Source organism: Aeromonas sp. FDAARGOS 1404 (assembly GCF_019047085.1).
GTDB lineage: Bacteria > Pseudomonadota > Gammaproteobacteria > Enterobacterales > Aeromonadaceae > Aeromonas > Aeromonas veronii.
The window spans coordinates 2,292,837-2,317,706 of the sequence record NZ_CP077237.1 but is presented as its reverse complement, the minus strand read 5'-3'; the positions used below and the strand labels follow the sequence as shown (position 1 = coordinate 2,317,706).

At 54.9% G+C, this 24,870-nt stretch carries 16 protein-coding genes; 11 read left to right on the top strand and 5 right to left on the bottom strand.

The window, feature by feature from the left end; translation table 11 throughout:
- Positions 1–11: 11 nt before the first annotated feature.
- Positions 12–1,901: a tRNA uridine-5-carboxymethylaminomethyl(34) synthesis enzyme MnmG gene (gene mnmG, locus I6L34_RS10765; protein WP_005357220.1), complete on the bottom strand. Its 1,890-nt coding sequence runs from the start codon at positions 1,899–1,901 to the stop codon at positions 12–14.
- Positions 1,902–2,409: 508 nt separating this feature from the next.
- Complete coding sequence (gene mioC, locus I6L34_RS10760) at positions 2,410–2,859, bottom strand: FMN-binding protein MioC (protein WP_005355827.1); 450 nt, start codon at positions 2,857–2,859, stop codon at positions 2,410–2,412.
- Positions 2,860–3,255: 396 nt separating this feature from the next.
- Between mioC and I6L34_RS10755 the strand changes: the two genes are divergently transcribed.
- The 5 genes from I6L34_RS10755 to fhuB all read left to right on the top strand — a co-directional run bounded on the left by I6L34_RS10755 (position 3,256) and on the right by fhuB (position 10,787).
- Entirely contained in the window at positions 3,256–5,352 is a 2,097-nt protein-coding gene (locus tag I6L34_RS10755) for a TonB-dependent siderophore receptor (protein WP_216956811.1), read from the top strand.
- A 79-nt stretch (positions 5,353–5,431) separates the two neighbouring features.
- Positions 5,432–7,078: a multidrug ABC transporter permease/ATP-binding protein gene (locus I6L34_RS10750; protein WP_139410396.1), complete on the top strand. Its 1,647-nt coding sequence runs from the start codon at positions 5,432–5,434 to the stop codon at positions 7,076–7,078.
- 46 nt (positions 7,079–7,124) lie between these two features.
- On the top strand, positions 7,125–7,889 hold the full coding sequence (locus I6L34_RS10745; protein ID WP_204382375.1) for an ATP-binding cassette domain-containing protein: 765 nt from the start codon (positions 7,125–7,127) through the stop codon (positions 7,887–7,889).
- A gap of 34 nt (positions 7,890–7,923) precedes the next feature.
- A complete protein-coding gene (locus I6L34_RS10740) occupies positions 7,924–8,808 on the top strand; it encodes an ABC transporter substrate-binding protein (RefSeq protein WP_204382776.1) in 885 nt (294 codons plus the stop codon).
- A complete protein-coding gene (gene fhuB / locus I6L34_RS10735; RefSeq protein WP_216956809.1) occupies positions 8,805–10,787 on the top strand; it encodes a Fe(3+)-hydroxamate ABC transporter permease FhuB in 1,983 nt (660 codons plus the stop codon). Before I6L34_RS10740 ends, fhuB begins: the two co-directional genes overlap by 4 nt.
- Positions 10,788–11,207: 420 nt before the next feature.
- On the opposite strand, the gene I6L34_RS10730 is transcribed toward fhuB, so the two are convergent.
- Positions 11,208–12,527 (bottom strand): type II toxin-antitoxin system HipA family toxin, encoded by a 1,320-nt coding sequence (locus I6L34_RS10730; RefSeq protein WP_216956807.1) that lies wholly within the window; start codon positions 12,525–12,527, stop codon positions 11,208–11,210.
- Positions 12,527–12,781 (bottom strand): helix-turn-helix domain-containing protein, encoded by a 255-nt coding sequence (locus tag I6L34_RS10725; protein ID WP_017410478.1) that lies wholly within the window; start codon positions 12,779–12,781, stop codon positions 12,527–12,529. Before I6L34_RS10725 ends, I6L34_RS10730 begins: the two co-directional genes overlap by 1 nt.
- Positions 12,782–13,319: 538 nt before the next feature.
- Here I6L34_RS10725 and I6L34_RS10720 point away from each other — a divergent pair.
- Positions 13,320–13,937 carry a recombinase family protein gene (locus I6L34_RS10720; RefSeq protein WP_216956805.1) on the top strand — a complete coding sequence of 206 codons (618 nt, stop codon included), beginning with the start codon at positions 13,320–13,322 and terminating at the stop codon, positions 13,935–13,937.
- Here I6L34_RS10720 and I6L34_RS10715 read toward each other — a convergent pair.
- The gene (locus I6L34_RS10715) at positions 13,934–14,257 is read right to left on the bottom strand and encodes a hypothetical protein (protein WP_101778626.1); all 324 of its coding nucleotides are present in this window, start codon (positions 14,255–14,257) and stop codon (positions 13,934–13,936) included. The genes I6L34_RS10720 and I6L34_RS10715 overlap by 4 nt on opposite strands.
- A 637-nt stretch (positions 14,258–14,894) precedes the next feature.
- On the opposite strand from I6L34_RS10715, the gene I6L34_RS10710 reads away from it, so the two are divergent.
- Genes I6L34_RS10710 through I6L34_RS10690 form a run of 5 tightly spaced genes read left to right on the top strand, consistent with a single transcriptional unit; the run spans position 14,895 to position 24,812 of the window.
- Positions 14,895–16,799: an AAA family ATPase gene (locus tag I6L34_RS10710; RefSeq protein ID WP_216956803.1), complete on the top strand. Its 1,905-nt coding sequence runs from the start codon at positions 14,895–14,897 to the stop codon at positions 16,797–16,799.
- Positions 16,796–18,346: a hypothetical protein gene (locus I6L34_RS10705; protein WP_216956801.1), complete on the top strand. Its 1,551-nt coding sequence runs from the start codon at positions 16,796–16,798 to the stop codon at positions 18,344–18,346. Before I6L34_RS10710 ends, I6L34_RS10705 begins: the two co-directional genes overlap by 4 nt.
- Positions 18,340–23,757, top strand: a complete 5,418-nt coding sequence (locus tag I6L34_RS10700) for an FtsK/SpoIIIE domain-containing protein (protein WP_216956799.1) — start codon at positions 18,340–18,342, stop codon at positions 23,755–23,757. Before I6L34_RS10705 ends, I6L34_RS10700 begins: the two co-directional genes overlap by 7 nt.
- Entirely contained in the window at positions 23,747–24,439 is a 693-nt protein-coding gene (locus I6L34_RS10695; RefSeq protein ID WP_216956798.1) for a hypothetical protein, read from the top strand. The genes I6L34_RS10700 and I6L34_RS10695 overlap by 11 nt, the downstream gene beginning before the upstream one ends.
- Positions 24,423–24,812 (top strand): nucleoside 2-deoxyribosyltransferase, encoded by a 390-nt coding sequence (locus I6L34_RS10690; RefSeq protein WP_216956796.1) that lies wholly within the window; start codon positions 24,423–24,425, stop codon positions 24,810–24,812. The genes I6L34_RS10695 and I6L34_RS10690 overlap by 17 nt, the downstream gene beginning before the upstream one ends.
- Positions 24,813–24,870 lie beyond the last annotated feature (58 nt).

Genomic DNA, 24,870 nt, shown 5'->3' with positions numbered 1-24,870 from the left:
GGTAAGAATCCTCAGGCGGTTTTACGCAGCAGGCCGTGTTTTTTCAGGTGAACCAGCAGGATGGAGATGGCCGCCGGGGTGATACCGGAGATGCGGGAAGCCTGACCAATGGTCTGCGGCTTGGCATCGTTCAGCTTGGCTTTCACCTCGTTGGAGAGGCCGTTCACCTCGCGATAGTCCAGATCCAGTGGCAGCAAGGTGTTCTCGTTGCGCAGCTGCTTTTCCACTTCATCGTGTTGACGCTCGATGTAACCGGCGTACTTGATCTGGATCTCAACCTGTTCGGCCGCGGCAGGATCGGTCACGGAAGGGCCGACCCCTTCGATGGCCATCAGCGCATCATAGGTTACCTCGGGGCGACGCAGCAGCTCTTCCAGACTCTGTTCGCGGGTCAGCGGGGTGTTGACCAGGGCGTTAACCGCTTCCAGTGACGGATGTTGCGGGTGGATCCAGGTTGAACGCATGCGCTGACGCTCCAGCTCGACCTGTTCCATCTTGGCGTTGAATTTGCTCCAGCGCTCGTCATCCACCAGACCCAGCTCGCGACCGATGGCGGTCAGGCGGATATCGGCGTTGTCTTCACGCAGCAGCAGGCGGTATTCGGCGCGGCTGGTGAACATGCGGTAAGGCTCGCGGGTCCCCAGGGTGGAGAGATCGTCCATCATCACTCCCATGTAGGCCTGATCCCGACGCGGGTTCCAGGGATCCTTGTCCTGGGCACGCAGGGCCGCGTTCAGGCCGGCCATCAGGCCTTGTGCCGCAGCCTCTTCGTAACCGGTCGTGCCGTTGATCTGGCCGGCGAAGAACAGGTTTGGAATGCACTTGCTCTCCATGTTGGCCTTGAGATCCCGCGGATCGAAGAAATCATATTCGATGGCATAGCCGGGGCGGGTGATGTGGGCGTTCTCGAAGCCGCGCACGGAACGGACAATCTGCACCTGCACATCAAACGGCAGGCTGGTAGAGATCCCGTTCGGATAGAGTTCGTGGGTGGTCAGGCCTTCCGGCTCGACGAAGATCTGGTGCGCCGTCTTGTCGGCGAAACGGGTGATCTTGTCTTCGATCGACGGGCAGTAGCGCGGGCCGATCCCCTCGATCACCCCGGCGTACATGGGGCTGCGATCCAGGTTATTGCGGATCACCTCGTGGGTACGCTCGTTGGTGTGGGTGACGTAGCAAGGCACCTGACGGGGATGCTGACTGGCATTGCCGATAAACGAGAAGACCGGACGCGGATCGTCGCCGTGCTGTTCCTGCATGACGGAGAAATCGACGCTGCGAGCATCGATGCGCGGCGGGGTGCCAGTCTTGAGACGATCGATGCGCAGCGGCAGTTCACGCAGGCGCTGGGCCAAGGCGATCGAGGGAGGATCCCCGGCACGGCCGCCCTTGTAGTTTTCCATCCCGATGTGGATCAAACCGTTCAGAAAGGTGCCAACCGTCAGCACCACTGTCTTGCCGCTGATGCGGATCCCGCTCTGGGTGACTACACCGGCAACACGATCCCCGTCCATGATGAGATCGTCACAAGCCTGCTGGAAGATCTTCAGGTTCGGGTAGTTCTCCAGCATCTGGCGAACGACGGCCTTGTAGAGCAGGCGATCCGCCTGGGCACGAGTGGCTCGCACTGCCGGGCCCTTGGAGGAGTTGAGGGTGCGGAACTGGATCCCGCCAAGATCGATGGCACGCGCCATGATCCCGCCGAGTGCGTCAACTTCCCTGACCAGGTGTCCCTTGCCGATCCCGCCGATCGCCGGATTACAGGACATGTGTCCCAGCGTATCGATATTGTGGGTCAGCAACAGGGTGTTCATGCCCATACGGGCTGCCGCTGTTGCTGCTTCGGTTCCGGCATGACCGCCACCGACGACGATCACATCAAATTGTTCATGATATTGCATTGGGATCACCTTGATCTGCACGCCTGAAGATCTTTATTTGCCTGGGCTAAAGGGCGGAACATTCTATCTGTTTCGCGTCCTGAGGGGAACGTCTACTTAACGTTCAGTATGAAGGGAGGATCCACTAATTAGATCTTAAGGATCTTTAGATCGATCTTTTACTGGATCTCTTATTAGGATCCGCCCTTTCTGTTGATAAGCACTTTTTGATCATAAAGATCATTAATTTAAGGACGATCCTAGCTTGTGGAAAAGCTTGGATCCTGGCCCGATGAACGAGGGGATAACCAGGACTTTTATACACAGATGTCTGTCGGTCTGGATCTAATACATGGATAACTATAGGTTTTGCAGAGCTTTACACCGTAGTTATGCACATTACCCCTGGGCGTTGTGGGTAACCTTGTAGAACAACTCCCCCGGATCAATCTGTTAATAACATGGTGGATAGTCGATCTGGGGATAAGTGGGGAGATCAAGCTTTTTTTCAGGATCTCCCGCACTCTGATCAGGCGATCATCGTCATCCAGTCGCGGATCCACACTTCTGCGGCATCTTCGGGGATCTCGTGTTGGGTCACATCGATGTCGAGCCGCTCGCCGATCCGGCTGGCACCGCACTCGGCCAGCAGCCGATCCAGCGTCTTGCCACCCTGGCAAAAGGTGTCATAACTGCTGTCACCAAGGGCGATCACGCCATATTTCAATGAATTAAGGTCCGGATGCTGCTCGGCAAGATCCTTGGAGAAGGGTTGCAGGTTGTCGGGCACATCCCCGGCACCATGGGTGGAAGTGACCACCAGCAGGATGGATCCCGCATCATCCAGCACCTCTGCCAGCTTGGCCGGGTTGTGGATCCGGGTCTGGTGGCCAGCCTGTTCCAGCAGGTTGGCGACGTGGTCTGCGACATATTCGGCGGCGCCCAGCATGGAGCCGACGACGAGATTGAGTTTGGCCATGGAATGGATCCTGATTTCAGACAAAGAAACGGAAAGCCGGATTCTACCGCCAAAGGGTGTGGATAAATATGGATAAAGCTTGGGGATAATGGATCCAGTCAGATAATGTCACCGGATCCATCCTGCCGATCTTTTTTCTGCTTCTTTATATTCCTCTCCATTTTCTTCTCCTCTCATAGCTCTCCTGATGGCTCCCATCTCCCGCGAAATCCTGCCAACGATGCAGCTAGATAACAATGTAGATGCAAATGATTAGCAATTATTGAATCGATTCGATCACGGCTCCTGTAGTAGGATTGCGCTGCTTTATTCGCCCATGGAACGGGGTGATGTCGTGACAAACGACCACAAATAACAATTAAAACAACATAACTCATTGATAAACGAGACTTTAATATGATTGCGCAAAAATACACTACAGGACCCGGCAAGAAGGGCGCCTTCGGCGTGCTTTCGCTCTCCGGTTTGCTCGTCTCCCTGCCGCTGATGGCCGAACAAACCACCGCTGAGCTGCCCAAAGCCAGCGAAACCATGGTGGTGACCGGTACGGCCATGAAGGTGGAAGTGCCGATGGCCGAGACCCCTCGCGCCGTCTCCGTGGTTAATCGCGAGGAGCTGGATCAGCACGCCGTGTTGCAGCTGGATGAAGCGATTCGCTACCGTTCCGGCGTATTGACCGGCCTCTATGGCTCAGACAACAACACCGATTGGTTCAAGGTGCGTGGCTTCGATGCCGCTTCTTATCTGGATGGCAACCGCTTGTTTGGTACCGGCTACTACGTCTGGACGCCGGAACCGTTTGGTCTGGAGAGTGTGGAAGTGCTGAAGGGGCCAGCCTCGATCCTTTACGGTGAGGCACCTCCGGGCGGGGTGATCAATGCCATCAGCAAGCGGCCGACCGCCACGCCGCAAGGGCAGGTGGATCTGCAGCTTGGCAGCCGGGATCATCGTCAGGTCGGGGTGGACGTCTCTGACGCGCTCTCCGACAACAGCCGCTACCGCATGGTTGCTCTTTATAAAGAGCGTGATGGCGTGCTTACCGGCACCTACAACGATCGGGTTTATCTGGCGCCGAGCGTCACCTTCGATCTTTCGGATCGTACCAGCCTGACCCTGCTGGCCAGTTTCCTGCACGACGAAGGGGTCCCGACCAACGGCTTCTTCCCGGTCTATGGCACCCTGAATACGTCAGGTGGCCAGATTGATCCCTCCACCAACCTGAGCCAGCCGGATTACGATCGCAACCGCAATACCCAGATCTCCACCGGTTACGAGCTGGCCCACCAGCTCAACCAAACCTGGGAGTTCAAGCAGAACGTCCGCTTCAATTACAACGATCTGCTGCTGCGCCAGACCTATATCTTCCCGACCTATGAAGGCACAACTGCCAGTCGTGGCCTGGTTTACCGTGATGGCAATACCAAGAGTGCCACCATGGACAACCAGATGGTGGGCTACTGGAACACCGACAGCACCGAGCAGACCTTGCTGCTGGGGGGGGATCTGCAGCGTCACGTCAATGAAGGGGTCGAGGCCGACAACTACGCCATGGGCTCCATCAATACCATGAACCCGGATTACAGCGGCTTCCCCGGTTTTGACGAGTCGACCGCCACTCACCAGAAGAGCAGCAAGGGCCAGAGCGGCCTCTATGCCCAGCACCAGATCCGCTGGGACGATCGCTGGTTGTTGACTGCCGGTGGCCGTTTTGACTATGTGGAGACCCACAATACCAATACCAGCAAGGACGAGCGCCAGTACGATCACGAGCTATCCCTCTCGGGCAGCCTGATGTATCTGGCTGACAACGGCCTCTCTCCCTACTTTGCCTATGCCGAGTCGTTCGAGGTGCTGCCGGGGATCGATCCCAACACTCGAAACTCCTACAAGCCGCTCAAGGGCAAGCTCTACGAGACCGGCGTGAAGTATGCGCCTGCCTTCCTCGACGGTTACATCAATCTGGCGCTGTTCGATCTGGCCCAGACCAACTCGCTGGTCTCTACCGGTTCCGGCCAGCAGACCCAGGCGGGTGAAGTGACCTCTCAGGGGGTTGAGCTGGAAGGGAGCGTGCATGTGACCGATGCACTGCGTCTGACCGCTGCTTATACCTACACAGATGCCAAAACCAACGACACCGGCAGTGGCGATCGCCGTGCCAGCCTGATCCCGCGCCACATCGCCTCCTTCTGGGGTAACTACAAGGTGCAGCAAGGGGTGGCTTCAGGTCTGGAGCTGGGTACCGGTGTGCGTTATATCGGTTCCAGCGTGGGTATTGGCGCCGTGAATGCGGACTACACCCCCATCTACGGCTCTGCCAAGGTGCCAGCCCATACCGTGTGGGATGCGATGATCGGGTATGACTTTGCCAAGAACTGGCGCGCCCAGCTCAACGTCAACAACCTGCTGGGTGAAACCTACGTGGCCAGTTGTGACTACTACTGCTACTACGGCGAGCCGCGCAGCGTAGTGGGCAGCATCAACTACCGCTGGTAATCGAAGTCGGGCGGGAACCGGATTCCCGCCCTTCTTTTCACCTGCAGTTGTTCTGATCTCTCTGGAATACCGGTCCGTTATGGAACTCTTGTCTCTGGTTTATCGCCAATATCGTTGGCCCTTTATCACCATTACCCTGCTCAGTCTGCTCAGTGCCGTCAGCGGGATTGGCGTCATTGCTTTTATCAATCAGTCTCTTATCGAATCTATAGGTGATCCGCTGCCGATCCTCGGTCAGCTGGTCGGCCTGATTGTGCTGCTGCTGGTGATCACACTTGGATCTCAGCTGGCCCTGACCACTCTCGGTCACCATTTTGTCTACCGGTTGCGCGGCCGTCTGCTCAAGCAACTGTTGGATACCGATGTCGCCCGCATCCGCCAGATTGGTCAGGGGCCACTGCTGGCCTCCCTCTCTAGCGATATAGGCCAGATCACCATCGCCTTCGTGCGCCTGCCTGAGCTGGTGCAGGGGCTGGTGCTCACGCTGGGGTCTGCCCTTTACCTTGGCTGGCTCTCTCCTGCATTGCTCGGGGTGACTGCGCTCTGGGTCACCGTCACCATGGTGGTGGGCTGGTTGCTGGTGAACCGTGTTTATCGCCATCTCTCCCACATGCGTCAGGCCGAAGATCGGCTCTATCAGAACTATCAGGCCATCATCGCCGGCAGCAAGGAGCTGGCGCTCAACCGCGAGCGGGCTCACTTCGTTTACCACCAGCTCTATGAACAAAATGCCCGTGACTACCGCCAGCAGATCATCCGCGCCGACACCTATCACCTGAGCGCGGTGAACTGGTCGAATATCATGATGCTGGGGGCGATCGGTCTGGTCTTCTTTCTGGCCAACGGCCTTGGCTGGGCCAACACCAATGTGGCCGCCACCTTCGCCCTGACCCTGCTGTTCCTGCGCACCCCGCTGTTGCAGGGGATTGGCGCCCTGCCGACCCTGCTTGCCGCTCAGGTGGCGTTCGACAAGATCGCCGCCCTCAATCTGGCCGAGGCGGATGCGGATTTCCCGCTGCCGCCCGCCATCCGCCCCTGGCAGCGTATCGAGTTGGAGCAGGTGAGCTTTCACTATCAGGGGGAGGGCGGTTTTGCCGTTGGCCCCATCGATCTGGTCATCGAAAAGGGGGAGCAGATCTTCATCATCGGTGGCAATGGCTCCGGCAAGTCGACCCTGGCCATGCTGCTGACCGGACTTTACCAGCCGGTATCGGGCCGGATCCTGCTGGATGGTGAGCCGATCACCGATCGCAACGGCTATCTGGCGCTCTTCTCCGCCATCTTTACCGACTATCACCTGTTCCAGCACCTGCTGGGGCCGGAACCCAAGGATGAGCTGGTGGCCGAGTGGCTGGAGCGGTTGCAGATGGGCAGCAAGCTCACCATCGAGGATGGCTTTATCGCCGATATCGATCTCTCCCAAGGGCAGCGCAAGCGGGTCGCCCTGCTGCTGGCGCTGGCCGAGCAGCGCGAGGTGATGCTGTTTGACGAGTGGGCTGCGGATCAGGATCCCCAGTTCCGCCGCATCTTCTATCAGGTGCTGCTGCCGCGCCTCAAGGAGATGGGCAAGACGGTGATTGCCATCAGTCACGACGATCACTACTTCCCGCTGGCCGATCGCCTGCTGGAGATGCGTCAGGGTCAGCTCACCGAACTGACCGGGGCGCGCCGCGCCGCAGTGAGCCGTGATGCGATCGCCCATCTGGATTGCGAGGTGCCAGCTTGATGCCGGCACCGATGAGACTGGCGGCAAGCCAGCACAGGAATTGCTTATGTTCGAGATGAAATCAGCCTGCTTCACGGTCAATGACCGCACGCTGCTGCACCCCACCGACCTGCGTTTCGAGCTGGGACAGGTCTATGGCCTCATCGGCCACAATGGGTCGGGCAAATCGACCCTGCTCAAGCTGCTGGCACGCCAGCAACCCCTCAGCGATGGCGAGATCCTGTTCGATGGCAAGCCGCTGCCCGACTGGGGCAATCGGGCGTTTGCCCGTCAGGTGGCCTATCTGCCCCAGCATTTGCCGAGCGCCGAGAATCTGCTCGGGCGGGAGCTGGTGGAGATGGGCCGCTATCCCTGGCGCGGCCTGTTGGGCCGGATGGGGGCGGAGGATCACCGTCAGGTCGAGCGTGCCATCGCTCTGACTCATACCGAACGTTTTGCCGATCGGCTGGTGGATACCCTCTCCGGCGGAGAGCGGGGCAGGGTCTGGCTGGCGATGCTGCTGGCCCAGGAGAGCCGCTTTATCCTGCTGGACGAGCCGCTGGCCGCGCTGGACGTGGCCCATCAGGTGGAGGTGCTGACGCTCGTCAAGCAGTTGAGCCGTCAGCTAAACCTCGGGGTCATCATCGTCATTCACGACATCAATATGGCCTCCCGCTTCTGCGATCGGTTGGTGGCGCTCCATTCCGGCCGCCTGCTTACCCACGGCGAACCTGAGGGGATCATGACCAGCGAGACCCTGCACGCCATCTATGGCATTCCGATGGAGGTGATTCGCCACCCAGCTCATGCTCATCCCATCGCCATCGTCTGACCGAGGGACTCTCTTGAACTGTTTATTGAAGAAGATGGCCCCCTGCCTTATTAGCCTGCTGCTGCCACTAGCGGCGCAGGCCGACACATCCCCGATCTCTTCTGTGCCGCTACCCCGTATCGCCACCGTCGACTGGACCATTGCCGAAACCCTGCTGGCGCTAGGGGTGACGCCGCTGGCGGTGGGGGATGCAGGCCCCTATCAGGCATGGGTCGGCGAGCCACGGCTACCCGCCGGAGTGGTAGATATCGGCCTGCGCACCCAGCCCAACCGTGAGCTGCTGGCGGAGCTCAAACCCGATCGCATCCTCATCTCTCCGCTGGCGGCCCCGCTGGCGCCAACTCTTTCCCGCATCGCGCCGGTGAGCACCATTGCCCTTTATGATGGGCAAACCGATCTGTGGCAGCGGCTGCACGAGGTGACCCTGACCCTCGCCCGTATGGTGGGCAAAACCGCCGAGGGCGAACGGCTGCTGGCCGGGCTGGATCGGGATCTCGCCAGTATGCAGGCCAGATTGCCTGCGGATCTGCCGCCTCTGCTGGTGGTGCAGTTTATCGATGAGCGCCATGTGCGGGTGTTTGGTCGCCACAGCCTGTTCGATGCGGTGATGACGCGGCTCGGGCTGCGTAATGGCTGGCAAGAGCAGACCAATGACTGGGGTTTCTCGGTGGTCAGCATCGAGCAGTTTATGACCTTGCCAACCGCGCGGCTGGTGGTGGTCGATCCCATCCCGGTCGGAGTGAATGAACGGCTGCAGGAGCCTGGGCTGTGGCAGCATCTGCCGCTGGTACGCCAAGCCCCCGTGCTGCATCTGCCTGCGGTCTGGAGTTTTGGCGGCGTATTGGCCGCCCGCCGTTTCGCCGGTCTGCTCAGCGATGCATTGCTGCAAGATGCCGAGCGTATGGAGGCTAGCCGATGAAGCGACTGCTCACATCGCCGCTGCTGCGGCCGGTCTCGATCCTGCTGGGGTTGACCCTCTTGCTCGCGTATTGGGAGCTGGCTCGCCAGCTGCCCGGTGCGCTCTGGTGGCAGAGCCTCTTCGCCCCCAATCTGGATGATGTCAGCCAAGCGGTGGTGCATTTCAGCTGGCTACCCCGCCTGGTTGTCACCCTGCTGGCCGGGGCGGCGCTCGGGCTGGCAGGCACCCTGATGCAGCAGGTGCTGCGCAACCCGCTCGCGTCACCGACCACCTTGGGGGTGGCCTCCGGTGCCCAACTGGCGTTGATGATGGTGACCCTGTTTGCCCCCTCCTGGTTGCTGCTGGGGCGGGAGTGGATCGCCATGGCCGGTGGCAGCCTTGCGATGGCACTGGTGTTTGCCCTGGCCTGGCGTCGTCAGCTCAATCCGGTGGTCATCGTCTTTGCCGGGCTGGTGATCAACCTCTATCTGGCGGCCATCAGCATGGGGCTCTTGCTGTTCTTTCAGGAGGAGCTGAAAGGTTTGCTGGTGTGGGGCAGTGGCTCGCTAGTGCAGAACAGCTGGAGCGGGGTGAGTTACCTGTTGCCTCGCCTGCTGGCAGCCGCTGCGCTGGCCGCGGTACTGGTGCGCCCGCTGGCGGTACTGGAGCTGGATGATGCCAGCGCCCGCAGTCTGGGGGTCTCCCTTCAGCATCTGCGTTTTGCCGGACTGGGGCTGGCGGTGTTTGTCACCGCTTGCGTGGTGAGCGTGGTGGGGCTGATCGGCTTTATCGGGTTGGCAGCGCCCGCCATGGTGCGGCTGCTCGGGATCCGCCAGCTTGGCCAGCGGCTGCTGTGGGCACCGATCCTCGGCGCCCTGCTGCTGGCGGCGACCGATCTGCTGCTGCAGAGTCTGAGTCGCTTCTGGCCAGTCTTGATCCCCACCGGCGCCATGACCGCTCTGCTGGGGGCGCCGCTGCTGCTCTGGTTGATTCCGCGCCTGGGCATCAAGTCGGGTACGCCTAAGGCAAACGCCGGCCTGCTGGTGGCCCGCCATCCGGCACCGGCTCGCCTTATTGGCCTGTTGTTGGTCGGGCTGCTGCTGGCCGTGGTCGCCTCCCTGCTGGTTGGGCAGGGTATGACGGGCTGGAGCTGGCCAAGCTGGCTCCGCTGGCAGGCCCAGCTGGAGTGGCGGTTGCCGCGCACTCTGGCGGCGGGGGCGGCTGGCGTGCTGCTGGCGCTGGCGGGTACCCTGTTGCAGCGGGTCAGCAACAACCCGATGGCGAGCCCGGAGCTGCTGGGGGTGAGCGGCGGCACCTTTATGGGGGTGATAGCGACGGCGCTGTTGCTGCCTGCATTGCCCCTGCCGCTGATGCTGGTCGGTGGCCTGCTCGGTGCCTTCGGCTGCCTGTTGCTGCTGGTGCTGGTCAATCGCAAGCACGGCTTCCAGCCGGAGCGGATCCTGCTCTCAGGTATTGCCATCACGGCACTGTTCGAGCCGCTGCAGGCCATCGCGCTGGCCAACGGCGACATGCGGGTGCAGCAACTGCTTTCCTGGATGTCCGGCTCCACCTACTACGTCACCCTGCCGGTGGCTTATGGGTTGGTGGGGCTGGCGCTGTTGATGCTGGTCGCCTGCCTGTTGGTGAGCCGTTGGCTCGATCTGATGCCGATGGGGGCGGCGGTAGCTACCGCACTCGGCATTCGCCTCAACCGTGCCCAGCTCGCCATCTTGCTGCTGGTGGCCGTGCTCACTGCCAGCGCCACCCTGGTGGTGGGGCCGCTTTCCTTCGTTGGTCTGCTGGCACCACATATGGCCAAGCTGATGGGGTTGGTGCGGGCACGCTGGCACCTGCTTGGGGCCGCCGCTTCCGGCGCCCTGTTGATGGTATCGGCGGACTGGGTCGGTCAGCAGATCCTCTTCCCGCAGGAGGTGCCGGTTGGACTGGTCTCCACCCTGTTAGGGGGCGCTTACTTCATGTGGTGCCTGCGCCGCCTCTAGGTTTGTGGACAAAAAATAGACAACAAAAAGCCCGGGATGAACTCGGGCTTTTTGTTGTCTGCCAGACCGGCTTACTTGCCGATGCAGAATGTAAATAATTTATTATCTTCAATATGTTAGTGACTTTTCGGGGGCCACTTGGGGTAAAAGTAACTAAAACAGCATATTGAGAGGCCGCTCACGGGTTTCTGTCATCGTGCAGCGTTCCCACATAGTCCATTCTCGATCGTGCAGCCTTCCCATATGAATCAACGCGATGCCACCACACGCAGTCAAAGCCGCCTTTTAGGTGAGTTTTGAACATATTTTGAACCGACTATAGCATCGTCCGGTGCCTGGAAAGCCGCTTTACTCTTCGAACCGTGCAAGTTTCCCATAGGTAGTTTGGCTAACCGTGCAGTCATCCCACATACCGCCAATTTAATCCCAACCCTTTATCAGCCTGGCTGAGCGGGCTTTTAGGCCCTCTAGAATGGTGCTGCTGATGGTATCGGGGAAGTCTGCTGGCAATTGCTGGGTAACGCGCTCAATAACATCATCAACGGAGTTGGCCAGTTCTGTCAGGATCTCTTCCATAGCAGAACGCTCAAATCCCACAGTTTTTGCCGTTTGGAAGAAATGACGCGGGAATATCTGCTCAATGGAGTACTTCTTTCCCTTGCTGCTTGCTAGGCCCATAGCGAGCTTGGCGTCCCTTCGGTTGAGGCCTCGGCCGCCAAACACTGGATAGACAGATAGGATGTCGTAAAAAGGGGTCAGGCGAAAACGCCCTTCCGGTTCAATAAAGACCGAGAAGTTCTTTGCATGGCCATCGGTGGCTGCCAGCAGCCAGAACAGGACCTGAGATTTCATGAACAGGTAGCGATCCTGTTCTGGTGTCGCAGAGCCCAGCAAGGTTTCCATGATGTCAGTGATCCCTGGTCCTCCATGGCTCTCGTATTTCCGTGCTGACGGAACATTCAATACCTGACAGAAATCTTCTTGGGGAAGGCGCATTATCCAACTGCGATCGGCAGCGTAACGTCTGTCGAAGCGTTCAACAGCCAGTGCTTTGACCTGGCCAACCTGCATCATGAAGCAGTGAGGTACGGGTAGACCAAACTCCTTGGCAATCAGAGTGCAGAGATATTCGTTTTCTACGCTCTGGGAGAGGTCTATCGAGTAGGAGTGGCTTTCAATCTTGCCGATAGGGAGTTTGATAATGTGGGTTGTCGGCGTTACGTTGAGTGGCAAGTACCAAAGGCCATCGAGATAGAGCAGCGCAGTCTTTTCTTGCGCCCCGGCGATAGAGATCCGAAACTCCTCTTGTTCCCTGACCATCCCCAAAGGGATTCCTGATTTGTAGCTGGTCAGGATCTGCTTGAGCTCGTCATCGGAAAGGGCCTTGTAGTCGATTCGCCTGACATCTGGAACATCGTGTCCTTCGGTAACCAGCTGTAATGCCCCTACGCTATCCTGGCCAATGCAACTGAGCAGATCGAAGGGCTGAGTTGATGCCGCTTGATAGCGTGCTACAACCCTGTTCCTCACCTCCGTATTATCTGGCAGCAGGTTGTCGAAGAAGTTATAGGCTTCATCGCCCCGGTAGGCCTGATGGCGCAATGGCATGGAGAGTGAGATCGGACGGCTGCCCGGTTGTGCTAGCCATGACTCATGGTACTGAAACTGATGGGCACCGCTGGTAGTTTTGGTGAATGTGCCTACCCGATAGCCGTTCATGTAGACAGCTAGATTGGCCATTACCACTCCTCCTTCCAGCCCGATGCCGGACTCTCGGATGACTCATTGCGGGGTTTGATATCCACTGACAATTCGAGTGCTGCGAGGATCTTGAACAGGGTTTCCAGCTTGGTGGACTCAGGATTGAGCTCGAAGCTGGAGACTGTGTCTTGCCTAATCCCCACTTTCTCGGCCACTTTGCCTTGAGAGAGCTTTTGAGAAAGCCTGGCATCCTTGATACAGGCGCTCAGCTGCTTGGCGCTGGTTACTTTCATGATTCGACAACCTGGTAGCGTGCCTTCTTCCAATTTACACGCTATGGCAGGTATATCAATATTTACCTGTTATAGGAGGTAAATGTAACTTACACGCTGTAGGCGGTATCTAACATTTATCCCCTATAGCGGGTAAGAGAACAGCAGACGGGGAGATTACCAAGCCATGGGGTAAAGAACTGCCGCGCTACGCTTGGCTGCTGGCTTGTTCGGTGAGTCGAAAAGATGACTCACCTCAAAGCCCAGCTTCTGTAGATTTCCTCCTTTGGCATCCCATTCAGCAGATCAGGAATGGTGAGCAACGTCGCTTAAATACTCAAATACAACTCAAAAGCGACTTTGTGATGACGGATCACACTTAAAGTTTGTGCTGTCAGATCAAAAGGCTATCGAAAGGTTGTGTTTCGATCGTCATGTGATGGTTCTAAAAAGGTATACCCCATTAAAACCACTTAATACCCTCTCGAAAATCATATTGAAACCACTTATATTGAACCAATAATTAGGAACCACTTTAAACAGACTGATGGGGGTTTCAATGTTCATACGGGCGTATTTACGTGCATCGACTATGGAACAGGATGCTGAGCGGGCACGAGAGCTGCTGATTGGTTTTGCTGCTGAGCATGGCCATCAGATTGCCAGTTTCTATGTAGAGAATGAGTCGGGGGCGACGCTGGACAGGCCTGAGCTTATGAGGCTGATCCGCGACGCTGCAGATCGTGACATTGTGCTGGTAGAGCAGATTGATCGTCTGGCTCGCCTCAATCAGACGGATTGGCAAACACTGAAGCAGCTTTTGGCACAGAAACAGCTCTCCATCGTTTCTCCTGAGCTTCCGACTTCCTGGGTGGCATTACAGGGGGACAGCCGCTCCGAGTTCACCAGCGCCATCTTGCAGGCTGTAAATGGCATGCTGTTGGATATGCTCGCAGCCGTCGCTCGTAAAGACTATGAAGATCGCCGTCGCAGGCAGCAGCAGGGTATTGCTAAGGCCAGGGATGAAGGGAAATACCGTGGTAGGCAGAAGGATGAGAAGAAGCGTCAGCACATCGCTAGGCTGTTGGTGACAGGCCACAGTTATTCCGTGATTCAGGAGATGCTTGGTTGCTCAAGGTACCTTATCGCCAGTGTGGCCAAGGAGACACGCAGTTAGCTCCAGAAGTAGTAATTTTTGATGACCGGCCCACCCTTGCGCTGTGGGCGTGGGGTTGTCTTGAGGGTTTTCGCTGTCCAGATGAGTGCGATGCTCAGCGCAGTGAACAGCCCGGCGGGCCAGTGCCAGCAGGTGAGTGCAGCAAGAGCCATTAACTGCAACCTGGCCGTGATAGGGCGCCTGGTGGCCCAGGCCAGTATTGGCCAGCACCAGTAAACCGGTGGCAGGCAGATCAGCAGCCATGCAAACACCGTGTCGCCAAGTGCCATCAAGCCCAGCGCAACCACCGCCATGAGGGCGATATCAGCGATCGGTTTCATGGAGTCTCTCTTTTGCATGCGCCTTGTAGCTATACAGACTCCACACGAAGACAAGCGTGAAGAAGGCCAGCAAGCCTACCATTCCCCAACTGAACGCATCCATCGTGTTACTCCACCAATGAACATGATTTCAGCATGGCACTGAAGGCCTTAGTATTCAATCAACTTATTGAAAATGTTGACTTTGTTCGTTCGTGGCAAAGTTGGAGTACTGGAATCCAGTGGCTTATTGACCAGTGGAATCAGCGCCCTTATCCCCGGCCAATCCCTGTCCAATTCCTTTCCACATAACTATCTATCTGGAATCTTGGTGCGGATATTCCAGATAGTGGAATGTCGCTTCAGGGCATGCTTCTTGGAATCTTGGTAGATGTTCTCCTATCTATCTGGAATTTAAGTATGGAGTGACCTGAGTCCACTTTAGCAGTGCATGGGCTTTCATTGCGCTAGAAAATACCTGTACCATCAGCATATTGTGGTGTTCTATCCAGTAGCATCTACAGAGTTAGTTCTGTCCGATCAAAAACACATGGGCGAATAAATACTCATTTATAATAAATAATTTTGTTGATTGTGTGCTTTTATAACCCGCAAACAAGAAAGCGGATGTAGTAGATGATTGTTATTAGGGATAAATATGGCCACCGTACGACATTCAGATGAAAGCGACGGGACTTTACCTGCTAGTGCTTGGGTTCGTTTTTTGCGCAGCTATGGCCCGACATCGAACAACCTGACGATGTTCGACGAGTATGTTTCGCGAGCTCTGGGGCGGGCAAAAGTGAAGCCTATTCGTTTGTCCACACCACTGTTAGAGGAGATGGTTCGGCACATAGAATCCCAAACTCCGGGATCTATTCTGATCGCCGGAACTGCTGGCGATGGCAAGACGTATCACTGTCGTGCTTTGTGGGAACGCATCGGGGGTGAACCAAATACTTGGGCTGCCAAGGGCAACGTTAAAGAACTTCGTCTAGCTGATGGGCGTTTAGTGGTCTTCATCAAGGACCTCTCCGAGTTTAATGGTGAGGAGAGTGATTGGCCTTTGCTGCGGCTCGAAAGATCGGTATTAGAAGGCGATGACTCAGAAGTCGTTATCCTTGCTGCAAATCATGGTCAGGTTCTTGATCGACTCCGCGACTTAGGTAAACGGCAAGACCGTATACACCCACTTCGCAAACCTCTTCAAGAGAGCTTTTTACAGGCTGGTTCGGCTCCTACTCGCTTGGCGGTATTCGACCTCAGTCGCTCGACCAGCCGCCAGACGCTAGATGAGGTAGCCAGAGTAGTAGCAGGCCATCCCGAGTGGGACAGGTGTCAGTGCTGTGCGCTCAAGGCAGAGGGAAAAGTCTGTCCCATCGACGAGAACCGCCGCAGGTTGTTGGGGGCGTTGGACGGTGGCCAGCTTTCTCGTCGCTTGGGAGACTTGGTTGAAATCGCTAGGCTCAACGGGCTGCATCTACCTATGCGCGACTTGCTAGCACTTTGCTCTAACATGGTCCTCGGCTGCTCTGATGCCAAGCTGGCAAAGGAAAACCTTATGACCTGCGAAGATGTTGCGAAGATCCAGGAGAGTGGTGATTTTGGTAAAACTAGCATCTATGTCAATGCGTTCGGCGCCAACTTGCCCAAGCGCAGGGCTTTTTACCGCCCTATTTTCAAGGCCATGTCCAGTTTTGGTGTGGGTAATGAGTCCACTAACACTGCAGAGGGACTGCTGGTTTATGGCAAGGACGATTTACGTCTAAAAGACGACTTCGAGCGCCTTGTCGCGAGCGATCCCATTTACGGTGCTACGCCTGCCTTTAAGGCGGCCCAAGACGCCTATTTAGAGGGGGATGAGGGTAGCCGTTTAGAAGGGGGATGCTCAGAGTTCCTCGCGATGCTTGAAGACCAGCGGCGCAGGCTCTTCTTTACACTTCCGGATGGTGAAGCTGGCTATCCAAATTGGTCGATGAGCGCCTTCCGCTTTGCTGGCGACTACTTAGTTCTTATAGAAGCACTGAAGGCGAAGAGATCTGTCAGCGATACTGTTCGTGGACGTATCGTAAAGGGTTTAAACAGGGTGTTGACGGGTCTCCTTATTGAAAATGTGGACCGTATTTTCATCGCCAGCTCTGGTGGCTTTACTCAAAGTCGGGTGAGTGTTTTGTGTGACCATGAGACGCTCTCCCGCAGGCAAGGCGGTATCGGTATGGCCATTAGGCTTGCTGAAGAAACGGGTTGTCCTCGACTCGACGTTTCGCTCGCTGTAGGTGCCGGCAATTCAGTTGTTTTTGACTTGACCCCCATCCGCCATGAGTTCCTCTCACGTGTAGCTGAAGGCGCTTTACCTGCGAGCTTTTCTAACGAATGCCTTGAAGACCTGTTGGCTTTCAAAGCGAAGCTTATACGCAAGGCAGAAATCGTTAGGAAGGCTGGTATGGTCGGCGATGATGACGAGATCGTCGATGAGTCCTCTGCGCTGACGCTTAACTTTATCGAGATTGAGAGCGGCGGTAGCGGCTTTTCTCGCACTGTGACTGTGAGGGCTCCGGAATGAACGCAATTATTAAGCGGCCAGAGATCAAAAGTGTTGATTTTTGTGTCGATGAAAACATTTGGGGGCATCGTCTTTATGATGAGCAGCTTCCTCACCTGACCGTTCTTGAGTTCCTTGGGGTACTCGGCTCTAACTTGGATCGGCCGCTCAGGCCCCATAAAGAGCTGATTGGATTTGTCATGTTCAAGCCGCAGCGGCAAATTCGTTTGCGCGGGTTGTTGTTCAACAATCCCTACGTTGCATCAATTGCGGAAAGTGCAGTTTCAGACGAGGAGAAGTGGAAACAATGGCTTGAGCGTTTTCAACTAGGCGCAACAGGCAATGGCGATGAGGACATGACCTACTTACGTCAGTCGTTCACCAGTTTTGATGACTTTGCCAAGGCTATCGAACTTCTGCGCTCTTCTTCGTTCGAGTCACGGAGTAACAAGCGCTGGAGTTCTAAATTCGCCTTCCCTTTCGGCCCCGATGCCCTATACGAAGACCTAAATATCAGTGTTCGTGGAATGAGTAATGATCGCCGTTTCTTTGCCCGGACAGGCGAGCTGCTCTACCTCATGCTCACGCGAGCCAAGCGAGGAGCTGAACTTGGCGACATCCTGGTCAAAGGTCTATTCGATCATGAGGCGCCGATGAATCGGTTAGCCAAGGCTCTGCAGGGTGCACCGCAGCACGCCGATGAGCCTCGGCAATCTGGTTATCTTCCAGAGATCACAAATGCTCGTTTCGACCAAATCTGCGAGGATTGGCTGTCCATCCTGACTAAAGAGATGCCGATCTATGATGCATTGGAGCACCTAATCGCGATCACCGGCCTGAACATGCTGCTCTACTTCTTGGAGCGAGCTAAGTGTGTCGCTGGCGATGACGAACCGGTGGAGTTTGTCTGTGAAATTATATCCAAGGAGCGCACCAAGATTCGAGCTCTCTCTGGCGATAGCTATCAGTTTAATCAAGGGTTGCCAGCAAAGGCAGTTAGAGCTCATGTTGAATCGATCCGGACTGAAGCTCGATGGGTTGCTGCTGATGATGCGGAGTTCCCGGAGTCCGAGCGTATAAAGCTCATGCGCGAACGCTTCCAATGGCCACCGACGGAAGGGGGAGATGATGAAGACTACACAAGCTTTAGCCCGGATGAATTGATCACAAACTTGGCCGATAACGCCTTGGCTCGCCATGCACAGCATATCGGAAAGATTCATGCGTCATGGTCACGTGCTATCGGGCTCAGTTCCCGTAGGCTTTCGAGGCGCACCCGCTACGCGCCTAACGATAAGTTACTTAAGTCGCTCGTAGTTTCCATCGTGAATGACAGGATGCAGTTCGACGAGTTTTTAGCTGAAGCAAAGCGCAGGTATGGCTTAGTGATTGGCGATGCTGAAGGCTCACGCTTGGTCGAAGCAAAGTTAGTAGACCAAGAAGAGCTCAGCAATAACCAAGATAATTTAGAAGCTCGACTGGTCGGTTTAGGCTTGGTTCGCAGGTTATCCGATTCTTGCTCGTTTGTAGAAAACCCATTTGCGTTTCAGGGAGAGGCAGAATGCTGACGGATCGCATTATTGGTCGCGTCGGCGCGAACATCCTCGCGCAACGCATATCTAACCCTGGTCAGCCTGGCGAACTGGCTGCTTTATTCAGGCTCGACAAGCTTGCAGCCAACCAAATTGCGGCGGTAGCGCAAGCTATCATTGCTAACCCAGACCTGCGCGCCAAAGTTGATCTTATGATCCCAGAGGTCTTGGTAGAAGGCCAAGGGCTACCCCCAGAAATTCTAATTGCTCACAACGCGGGTTACGTCCGCAACAATGCTTCGACCACCAAGGCGGCGATTCTTACAGCCAATGGCAACGAGCACAACCTGGCTGACACCCTGGGCCACGTAATGGCTCTAGGCGCCAAAGAGATGCGTGCTAACCCTGAATCGTGGGTTGAGGCAACACTCCACTCAGGTGGCATTGCCCCGGTGCCTGATGACAGAGCAGTTTTTCAGGCGGCTCTTGACGGATTATTTGCTACCTCTGAACTCTCGTTAGTGCAGCTTGGTGAGTTTTGTGCCGCCATTGTCGAGGCATCTACTTTACGTGGGTTACCTATCCGAGATGCTATTGGTTTTGCTTTGCCTTATGTGGGATTACCCAGAGACAGCTCCTATTTCTCGAATGCCAAGACTTTCGTTGCGTCACGTAAGCCGTGGCACAAGGCTTTCACCAATCTCTTTGCTCAGCGCGCGCCGTTGCTCAAAAAGCTTCGCCAAAATGGCCAGCCTCTAGACCCGGAAGAGATCTCCGAGCGTATAGAGGCTAACGCAGCAGAAATTACGGACGCGGCCCGACAAGCGCTCGAAGCCTTCGTCGCCTCTCCTGCCGGAGATCAAGAGGCTGCCAATGTTCTCGCCCAATTTGAGTGGGAGAGTGACGGCGTATATCTAGCTTTTGACAAACCCAAGGAAAAGCAGTTGGGTTTAGCGAAGTCGACAATTTACTTCTTCGACCATGAGTGTGACCAAGAAAGCTCGCTCGATGATGAGGATCGCAAGCATCTGGAAGATCTAGATAGTCGTGAACGGCGATCCGAGTTTACTGAGGAAGACGAAGTTTTTTTCGTCAAGCAGCGAAGGCTCTTGGAGCAAGACCCTAAACTTTGCTCGCGCTGGGAGAAAGCTCTCTACGGTAAGCCTATTGAATGCAATGATTTCTTCGAAGGTTTTGCTAGGGTAATCAACAGCCTGCACGCAGGCCTTCGAGATCCACAAGGAGAGCGAATCCTACGTTTTACTGTGACCAAGGGCCGCAAGGAATGGCGCGAGCGATTTAACTATGATGCCGGCAGCTACTTCTCAGCAATGTATCGTGGCTTAAAGGAGCTTATGGGTTCCAAGGTGCAGTGGAAGGTAGAGCGGCTGGGTAATGCAAATCTGCCAGATCCTCTTTTCGATTATGAAGCCTTTTTCGCCATGGAGAAGGAACTCCGCAACGATAAAAAGAGCAAGGTTCGTCCTAACTCGTCTTTATCTCGCCAAGCCTTGCAGATCAAGTTTGATGTTGCCTTGATCCAAGTCGCTAAAGGCAAAGAGACCGTACTGGCAAAGACTCAGCTCCTTTGGAGTTACAAACCCACGTCTATTGGTTTGTCGATGGTTGCTGACATGAAACGTCTCTTGGATAAGGGCGCAGTAGGTTGCACGGAGGTACCTCGCCGCCTTGTTAGCAAAAAAGGGGGGGTACAAAGTGTTTCGTTACTCGATACTGGCACTTTGGAAGCGACATATTCGACTGATGCAGGCTCGTTGGTTCCAGCGACGAGCAGGCTGCGGAGCTTTCGCCAGGAGATAAAAAATCGGATCAAAGATCTTGCTCAGGAAGGTCGGTTGACTCAAGACCAGTATAAAGAAGTAAAAACTGCGTGGGATACGTTCGAGCAAGACTATATCAGCGCGATGGAGTGCTTCATCAATACAGGGTTGCAGGGCGATGCGATTATGCGTCAGGCCGAGTCTTTTGCCACTCTGTTGAATACCCTGATGGCACATGCTCGTGGTGACGTTTGCCGTTCACGGCTCGTTTCCGAAATACTCTCTGTGGGAATGGCCCGCATTGTTGGCGACAATCCAGCAATTATCATCCCTCCGTGGCAGCCAGAGCGCATGAAGGCCTTGGCTGTGAAGACGCGGCGCATTGCCGGTTTCGCCGGCCATTTGCTATCGAGCAGCCGCATACTTTATGGCGACCGCGAGATCTTCATGCGAGAGCTTTCTGACGAAATAGCTCATCCGTTCTATCCGGAGATCGCGGTTCTCAATCTGGATGGTGCTATGGCGCTGGTTTCCGTGAGCAGCACAGTCAACGGCTATAGCTTACTGGAGTCGCCCACTCATGGCGCGAAGGAAGCCATGAGTGATGTCGATCCGACAGCCGCGGCCAAACAAGCGCGCGAGCTTTTGGAACGTTATGTTGGACTGCAGCCCCATGAGGCAAACAACCTTAGTGTTGTACTCTATAATGCAGATGCAGCCGAGCTACCTCTCGCCACTGTCCGAGAACTTTCATCTATCCAAGAAGATGGCAAGCTTCAGTGTAGCGTTTCAGTGCGCCACTCAGATCCAAGTAAGCTACGAAGGATTTATGGTGAACTCGTCAATAAGGCAGGAGACGATCCCGATCTGCCAGTGGTGAGTGAAACTAGCGATAATTTCATATCGAAGCTGCGGATTTCAGTGACGCCCCTTTCGGCTACCCCACGTGAGAGTGCGCAAGGTTTCAAGGCCTTCGATGTCGCCTTCCTGCATGACGTAGTTGCGCGAGCAGCACAGACCGAGTGGCTCCCTGTTGCCTGGTCTAACGATAGGTCCAACGTGGATCATGCCCCTTCGCGCTGGTCTTATCGAAGCGTGTCTGGTGAGAACGAATTGAAGTCAACTACATTCCTGACCTGCCCATGGCAAACAGCATCTGGCTGGGCATATGTGTCGGCTGTGGCTGCTGTTTGTCGTCAGACGGACGTATTGCAAGGAGAGCGATTCCTGCCTGCTCGTCGTATTTCTTTGCAAAGCCCAGAGCTAGCCTCAATGGTCAAGGATGCACATGAGCTGGCTGAATGGGTGGCTACCTACGATGAGCTTCTCGACAAGCGTCAGCTCCAACACAACGACATCACTGTGGTGCGCTACCGTCGGGGCTCGACCAATGGCCGTAATATGATTGTCAGTTCCACCTCGGAACTCCGGCTGCTGGATGTGCTCGTACGCAGGCGCCTGCAAGAGTTGAACCTCCAACTTCAGCCTGATGAAGTCCAGGCTGCTGCGGACAAAGCGAAGCGTGATGCGCTTTCAATCTCCGGCGATATTGTGCTTCGTGCGGCTAAACGAGGAGTTTCCGCTGGAGAGATGATCGGACTTGTGCTTAGCCGCTACCTACTTACTGAGGAGTTCAAAGCCGCAGGAAAGCACAGCCTGACCGCCTATTTCTTACTTGACGATTATGCAAGCTGGCTATCACAGCCAGAGAGCCGCATAGCGGATATTTTGGCGCTCAACGTCGAAGAACACGATGATAACGTCCGAGTCGTCATTGCTATCGTTGAGTCAAAATATGTCGGGGTTGATGGACTAGCCAATGCGTGTCGTGGTTCCAAAGACCAACTCCTAGCAACCTTAGGTATGTTTCGAGAGGCGCTTTTTGGTGATCCAGGCCGCCTTGATAGGGATGTCTGGTTGGCACGTTTGGCAGATATGCTTATCGATGCGGACATTCCTCCCGGTATGACTGGTTTGATGGAGCGTGCCCGCGTTAAGTTGCGAGAGGGCAATGTGGAGATCTCTCTACGAGGTTACTCGCACGTCTATATCCACAATTCGGATGCAGGTTCGATTTCGGCATCCGATCAAGAGCTGTTGGATGACACCGAGGGCGTAAAGGCTTGGCAAGAAGTCTTCGACAGGCCGGATGTCCGAAAACTCGTCGAAACTTATGCCAAAGGCTTAGGTGCTCACGAAGCTCGGGCAGGTCTTGGTGCTCAACAGCCTTGGTGTGGGCACTCTTTCAAAAAGCCCGCACCAAGAGTGCAATGGTTGGCCACAATTGATCAATTAAGCAGTAGTCAAGCTGATTCCTCTTATGAGCCTGTTTCGGGTTGTGTCGTTTCGACGACTGAGCCGAACAGTCTTGTGCAAAAGCCTTCGGCTATCAAAGATGAGTTGGCCCCAGTCTCCCCATCCGATACTGCTTCTGTTAAGAGCCAGTTTACTGCCACTCTCACCGGGTTGGGGGTGACGTTTTCCAAGCTGGTCGTATCGAAGTTTGCCGGTAGTGCGCAAGCTGATGCCGAGAGGGAGGTGTGGGCCGAAAATGTAACCAAGAAGCTAAAAGCCGCGCTTAATAGTTACGGCCATCAGGCTGCTATCTTGGGCACACGCTTGACTCCTAACGGTTGCCTAGTCCGTTTGGCGGGCTCAGATAAACTTCGTGTCGAAGACATCGAGAACAAGCGTACTCAGCTTTTGACCACCCATGCGATCAGCCTTGTCACAGTCCAACCCAAACCGGGAGAGATTGTGGTGACGGTCGCGGGCGCAAAAAGGCAGGCTGTCTCTCTTTGGGAGCTTTGGTCGCGTCGAGAGCTAAACAGAAATGTTGCGGGTATCAACACTTCATTCTTGCTAGGGCTCCAAGAAATCAACGGTGCGCTCCTGTATCTGAATTTGGGCTCTGAGTTCGGCGGGCTATCATCTCATGAACCCCACTCGTTGGTGGCTGGGGCTACAGGTAGCGGCAAATCAGTACTCATACAGGCGCTGCTATTAGATATTGCCGCGACTAACCCAAAGGAACTCGCCCAAATCATTTTGATTGACCCGAAGATGGGAGTGGATTACGCACCTCTGGCCGACTTGCCTCATATGCGCGATGAGATTGTAACTACCAAGGAAAAAGCCGCCGAAGTGCTCGAGGCTTTGGTACAAGAGATGGAGGATCGATACCGCGCCTTCGCAAGAGTCAGAGCGCGGGACTTACCCTCCTACAATTCAAAGGCTTCGGTCGAAGAGCGGCTTCCAATGATCTTCTTGGTTCACGACGAGTTTGCCGACTGGATGCTTGATGACGCCTACAAATCGGCTGTCGGAGCGGCAGTCCAACGATTGGGAGTGAAGGCCCGAGCTGCAGGTATTCACTTAATCTTCGCAGCTCAGCGCCCTGACAAGGATGTGATGCCGATGCAACTTCGTGAAAACTTAGGCAATCGCTTGATTTTAAAGGTATCCAGCGAGGCGACATCAAAGATCGCGCTTGATAGACCTGGAGCCGAGTTATTACTGGGCAGAGGCCATTTGGCTGCCAAGCTCAATGGCGAACAGGGCCTTGTCTTTGCTCAAGCACCTTTTCTTTCTGATCTGGATATCGATTTAGCTGTGACTGCGATCCAAACTGACAACGATCTGCGAGGAGATAAAGTTGAAGGTTGATGATGCGGTTGAGACCATCGCGAAATTTTTTAACGATCTGATCAGTGCTTGTGTGCCTGGTTTGGTGCTAGCTATCGGATTATTAGTGATGCACTTTGGACCCGCTTTCGTTCAGTCACTACTTATATTAACGGAAGGTGTTGGTGGTGGGTTAACAATGATCGGCTTACTCTTTGCTCTCGGGCATACACTTCTGGCTGCAAATCAAATAGCTTTAAAACCACTATTTACTAGCACAAAAATCTTAAAATCCTTTAATGAGGATGCAGCAAAAAAGCGGCAATCGTACAAATGGTTTTTGGAGATAGTAGAGTCCCAACAAGGCACTGGACAAGCTGCTTGGGATTTCCATGATCTTAGAGCGGTTGCCTTGTCGGTTTCAGCAGAAGCCGCAATGCTAGGAAGAAAGTTCATGTTTATCTCATTGCTCTGCAGTGGAGTCGGAACAGCTTTGTTGATAATTTGTGTTGACTACCTATTGTGCTCAATTTTTATGCCTAACTTAATTTATAGCTATGTGCTGGCCGCGCCTTGGTATGCACAAGCTACTTTGCTCTTTGGTACAGCAATATTACTATTTCAACAAGGTACTAATTTTTATAGTAGGGCAATGACAACACCATTCTCTGTAGCTGTTGCAGAAATAAAGATGAAGCAAACTACCAATGAATCAAATTCGTAAGAAGATATATCTCGCGGGTGGATTTCGCTCTGGTTGGCAAGAGACTGCAAAATCTAAGCTTGATGGGTTTGAGCTTCTAGACCCAGGAGCTCATTGTATCAAGGATCCTCTCGAATATACCCATTGGGATTTGGCTGCGATCCGTGATTCAAATATCGTGTTAGCCAACATGGAGGCTTCTAATCCTGGTGGTTACGCACTAGCTTTGGAGGTGGGTTTCGCAAAGGCTCTTGGGAAGTCAATTTATCTAGTAGACCAAATAGAAGACCCTTCGATCAGTCATTACTTTGAAATGGTAAGGCAATGTTCTGATAGAGTATTCAAAACACTGGAGGAGGCTATCTTGCACATTAAGACAATTGAGAGTAGATAGGTTAGTCGGATTGACGCGTATGATTTTATTTGTATAGCTGTCTCCCAGACACACACCT

Excerpts from the sequence above, each read along its gene's own strand:
- I6L34_RS10745 (WP_204382375.1), top strand. The coding sequence starts at position 7,125 with ATGTTCGAGATGAAATCAGCCTGCTTCACGGTCAATGACCGCACGCTG.
- mnmG (WP_005357220.1), bottom strand. The coding sequence starts at position 1,901 with ATGCAATATCATGAACAATTTGATGTGATCGTCGTCGGTGGCGGTCAT.
- I6L34_RS10700 (WP_216956799.1), top strand. The coding sequence starts at position 18,340 with ATGCTGACGGATCGCATTATTGGTCGCGTCGGCGCGAACATCCTCGCG.
- I6L34_RS10720 (WP_216956805.1), top strand. The coding sequence starts at position 13,320 with ATGTTCATACGGGCGTATTTACGTGCATCGACTATGGAACAGGATGCT.
- mioC (WP_005355827.1), bottom strand. The coding sequence starts at position 2,859 with ATGGCCAAACTCAATCTCGTCGTCGGCTCCATGCTGGGCGCCGCCGAA.
- I6L34_RS10715 (WP_101778626.1), bottom strand. The coding sequence starts at position 14,257 with ATGAAACCGATCGCTGATATCGCCCTCATGGCGGTGGTTGCGCTGGGC.
- I6L34_RS10755 (WP_216956811.1), top strand. The coding sequence starts at position 3,256 with ATGATTGCGCAAAAATACACTACAGGACCCGGCAAGAAGGGCGCCTTC.
- I6L34_RS10725 (WP_017410478.1), bottom strand. The coding sequence starts at position 12,781 with ATGAAAGTAACCAGCGCCAAGCAGCTGAGCGCCTGTATCAAGGATGCC.
- I6L34_RS10740 (WP_204382776.1), top strand. The coding sequence starts at position 7,924 with ATGGCCCCCTGCCTTATTAGCCTGCTGCTGCCACTAGCGGCGCAGGCC.
- I6L34_RS10705 (WP_216956801.1), top strand. The coding sequence starts at position 16,796 with ATGAACGCAATTATTAAGCGGCCAGAGATCAAAAGTGTTGATTTTTGT.
- I6L34_RS10690 (WP_216956796.1), top strand. The coding sequence starts at position 24,423 with ATGAATCAAATTCGTAAGAAGATATATCTCGCGGGTGGATTTCGCTCT.
- fhuB (WP_216956809.1), top strand. The coding sequence starts at position 8,805 with ATGAAGCGACTGCTCACATCGCCGCTGCTGCGGCCGGTCTCGATCCTG.
- I6L34_RS10730 (WP_216956807.1), bottom strand. The coding sequence starts at position 12,527 with ATGGCCAATCTAGCTGTCTACATGAACGGCTATCGGGTAGGCACATTC.
- I6L34_RS10710 (WP_216956803.1), top strand. The coding sequence starts at position 14,895 with ATGGCCACCGTACGACATTCAGATGAAAGCGACGGGACTTTACCTGCT.
- I6L34_RS10750 (WP_139410396.1), top strand. The coding sequence starts at position 5,432 with ATGGAACTCTTGTCTCTGGTTTATCGCCAATATCGTTGGCCCTTTATC.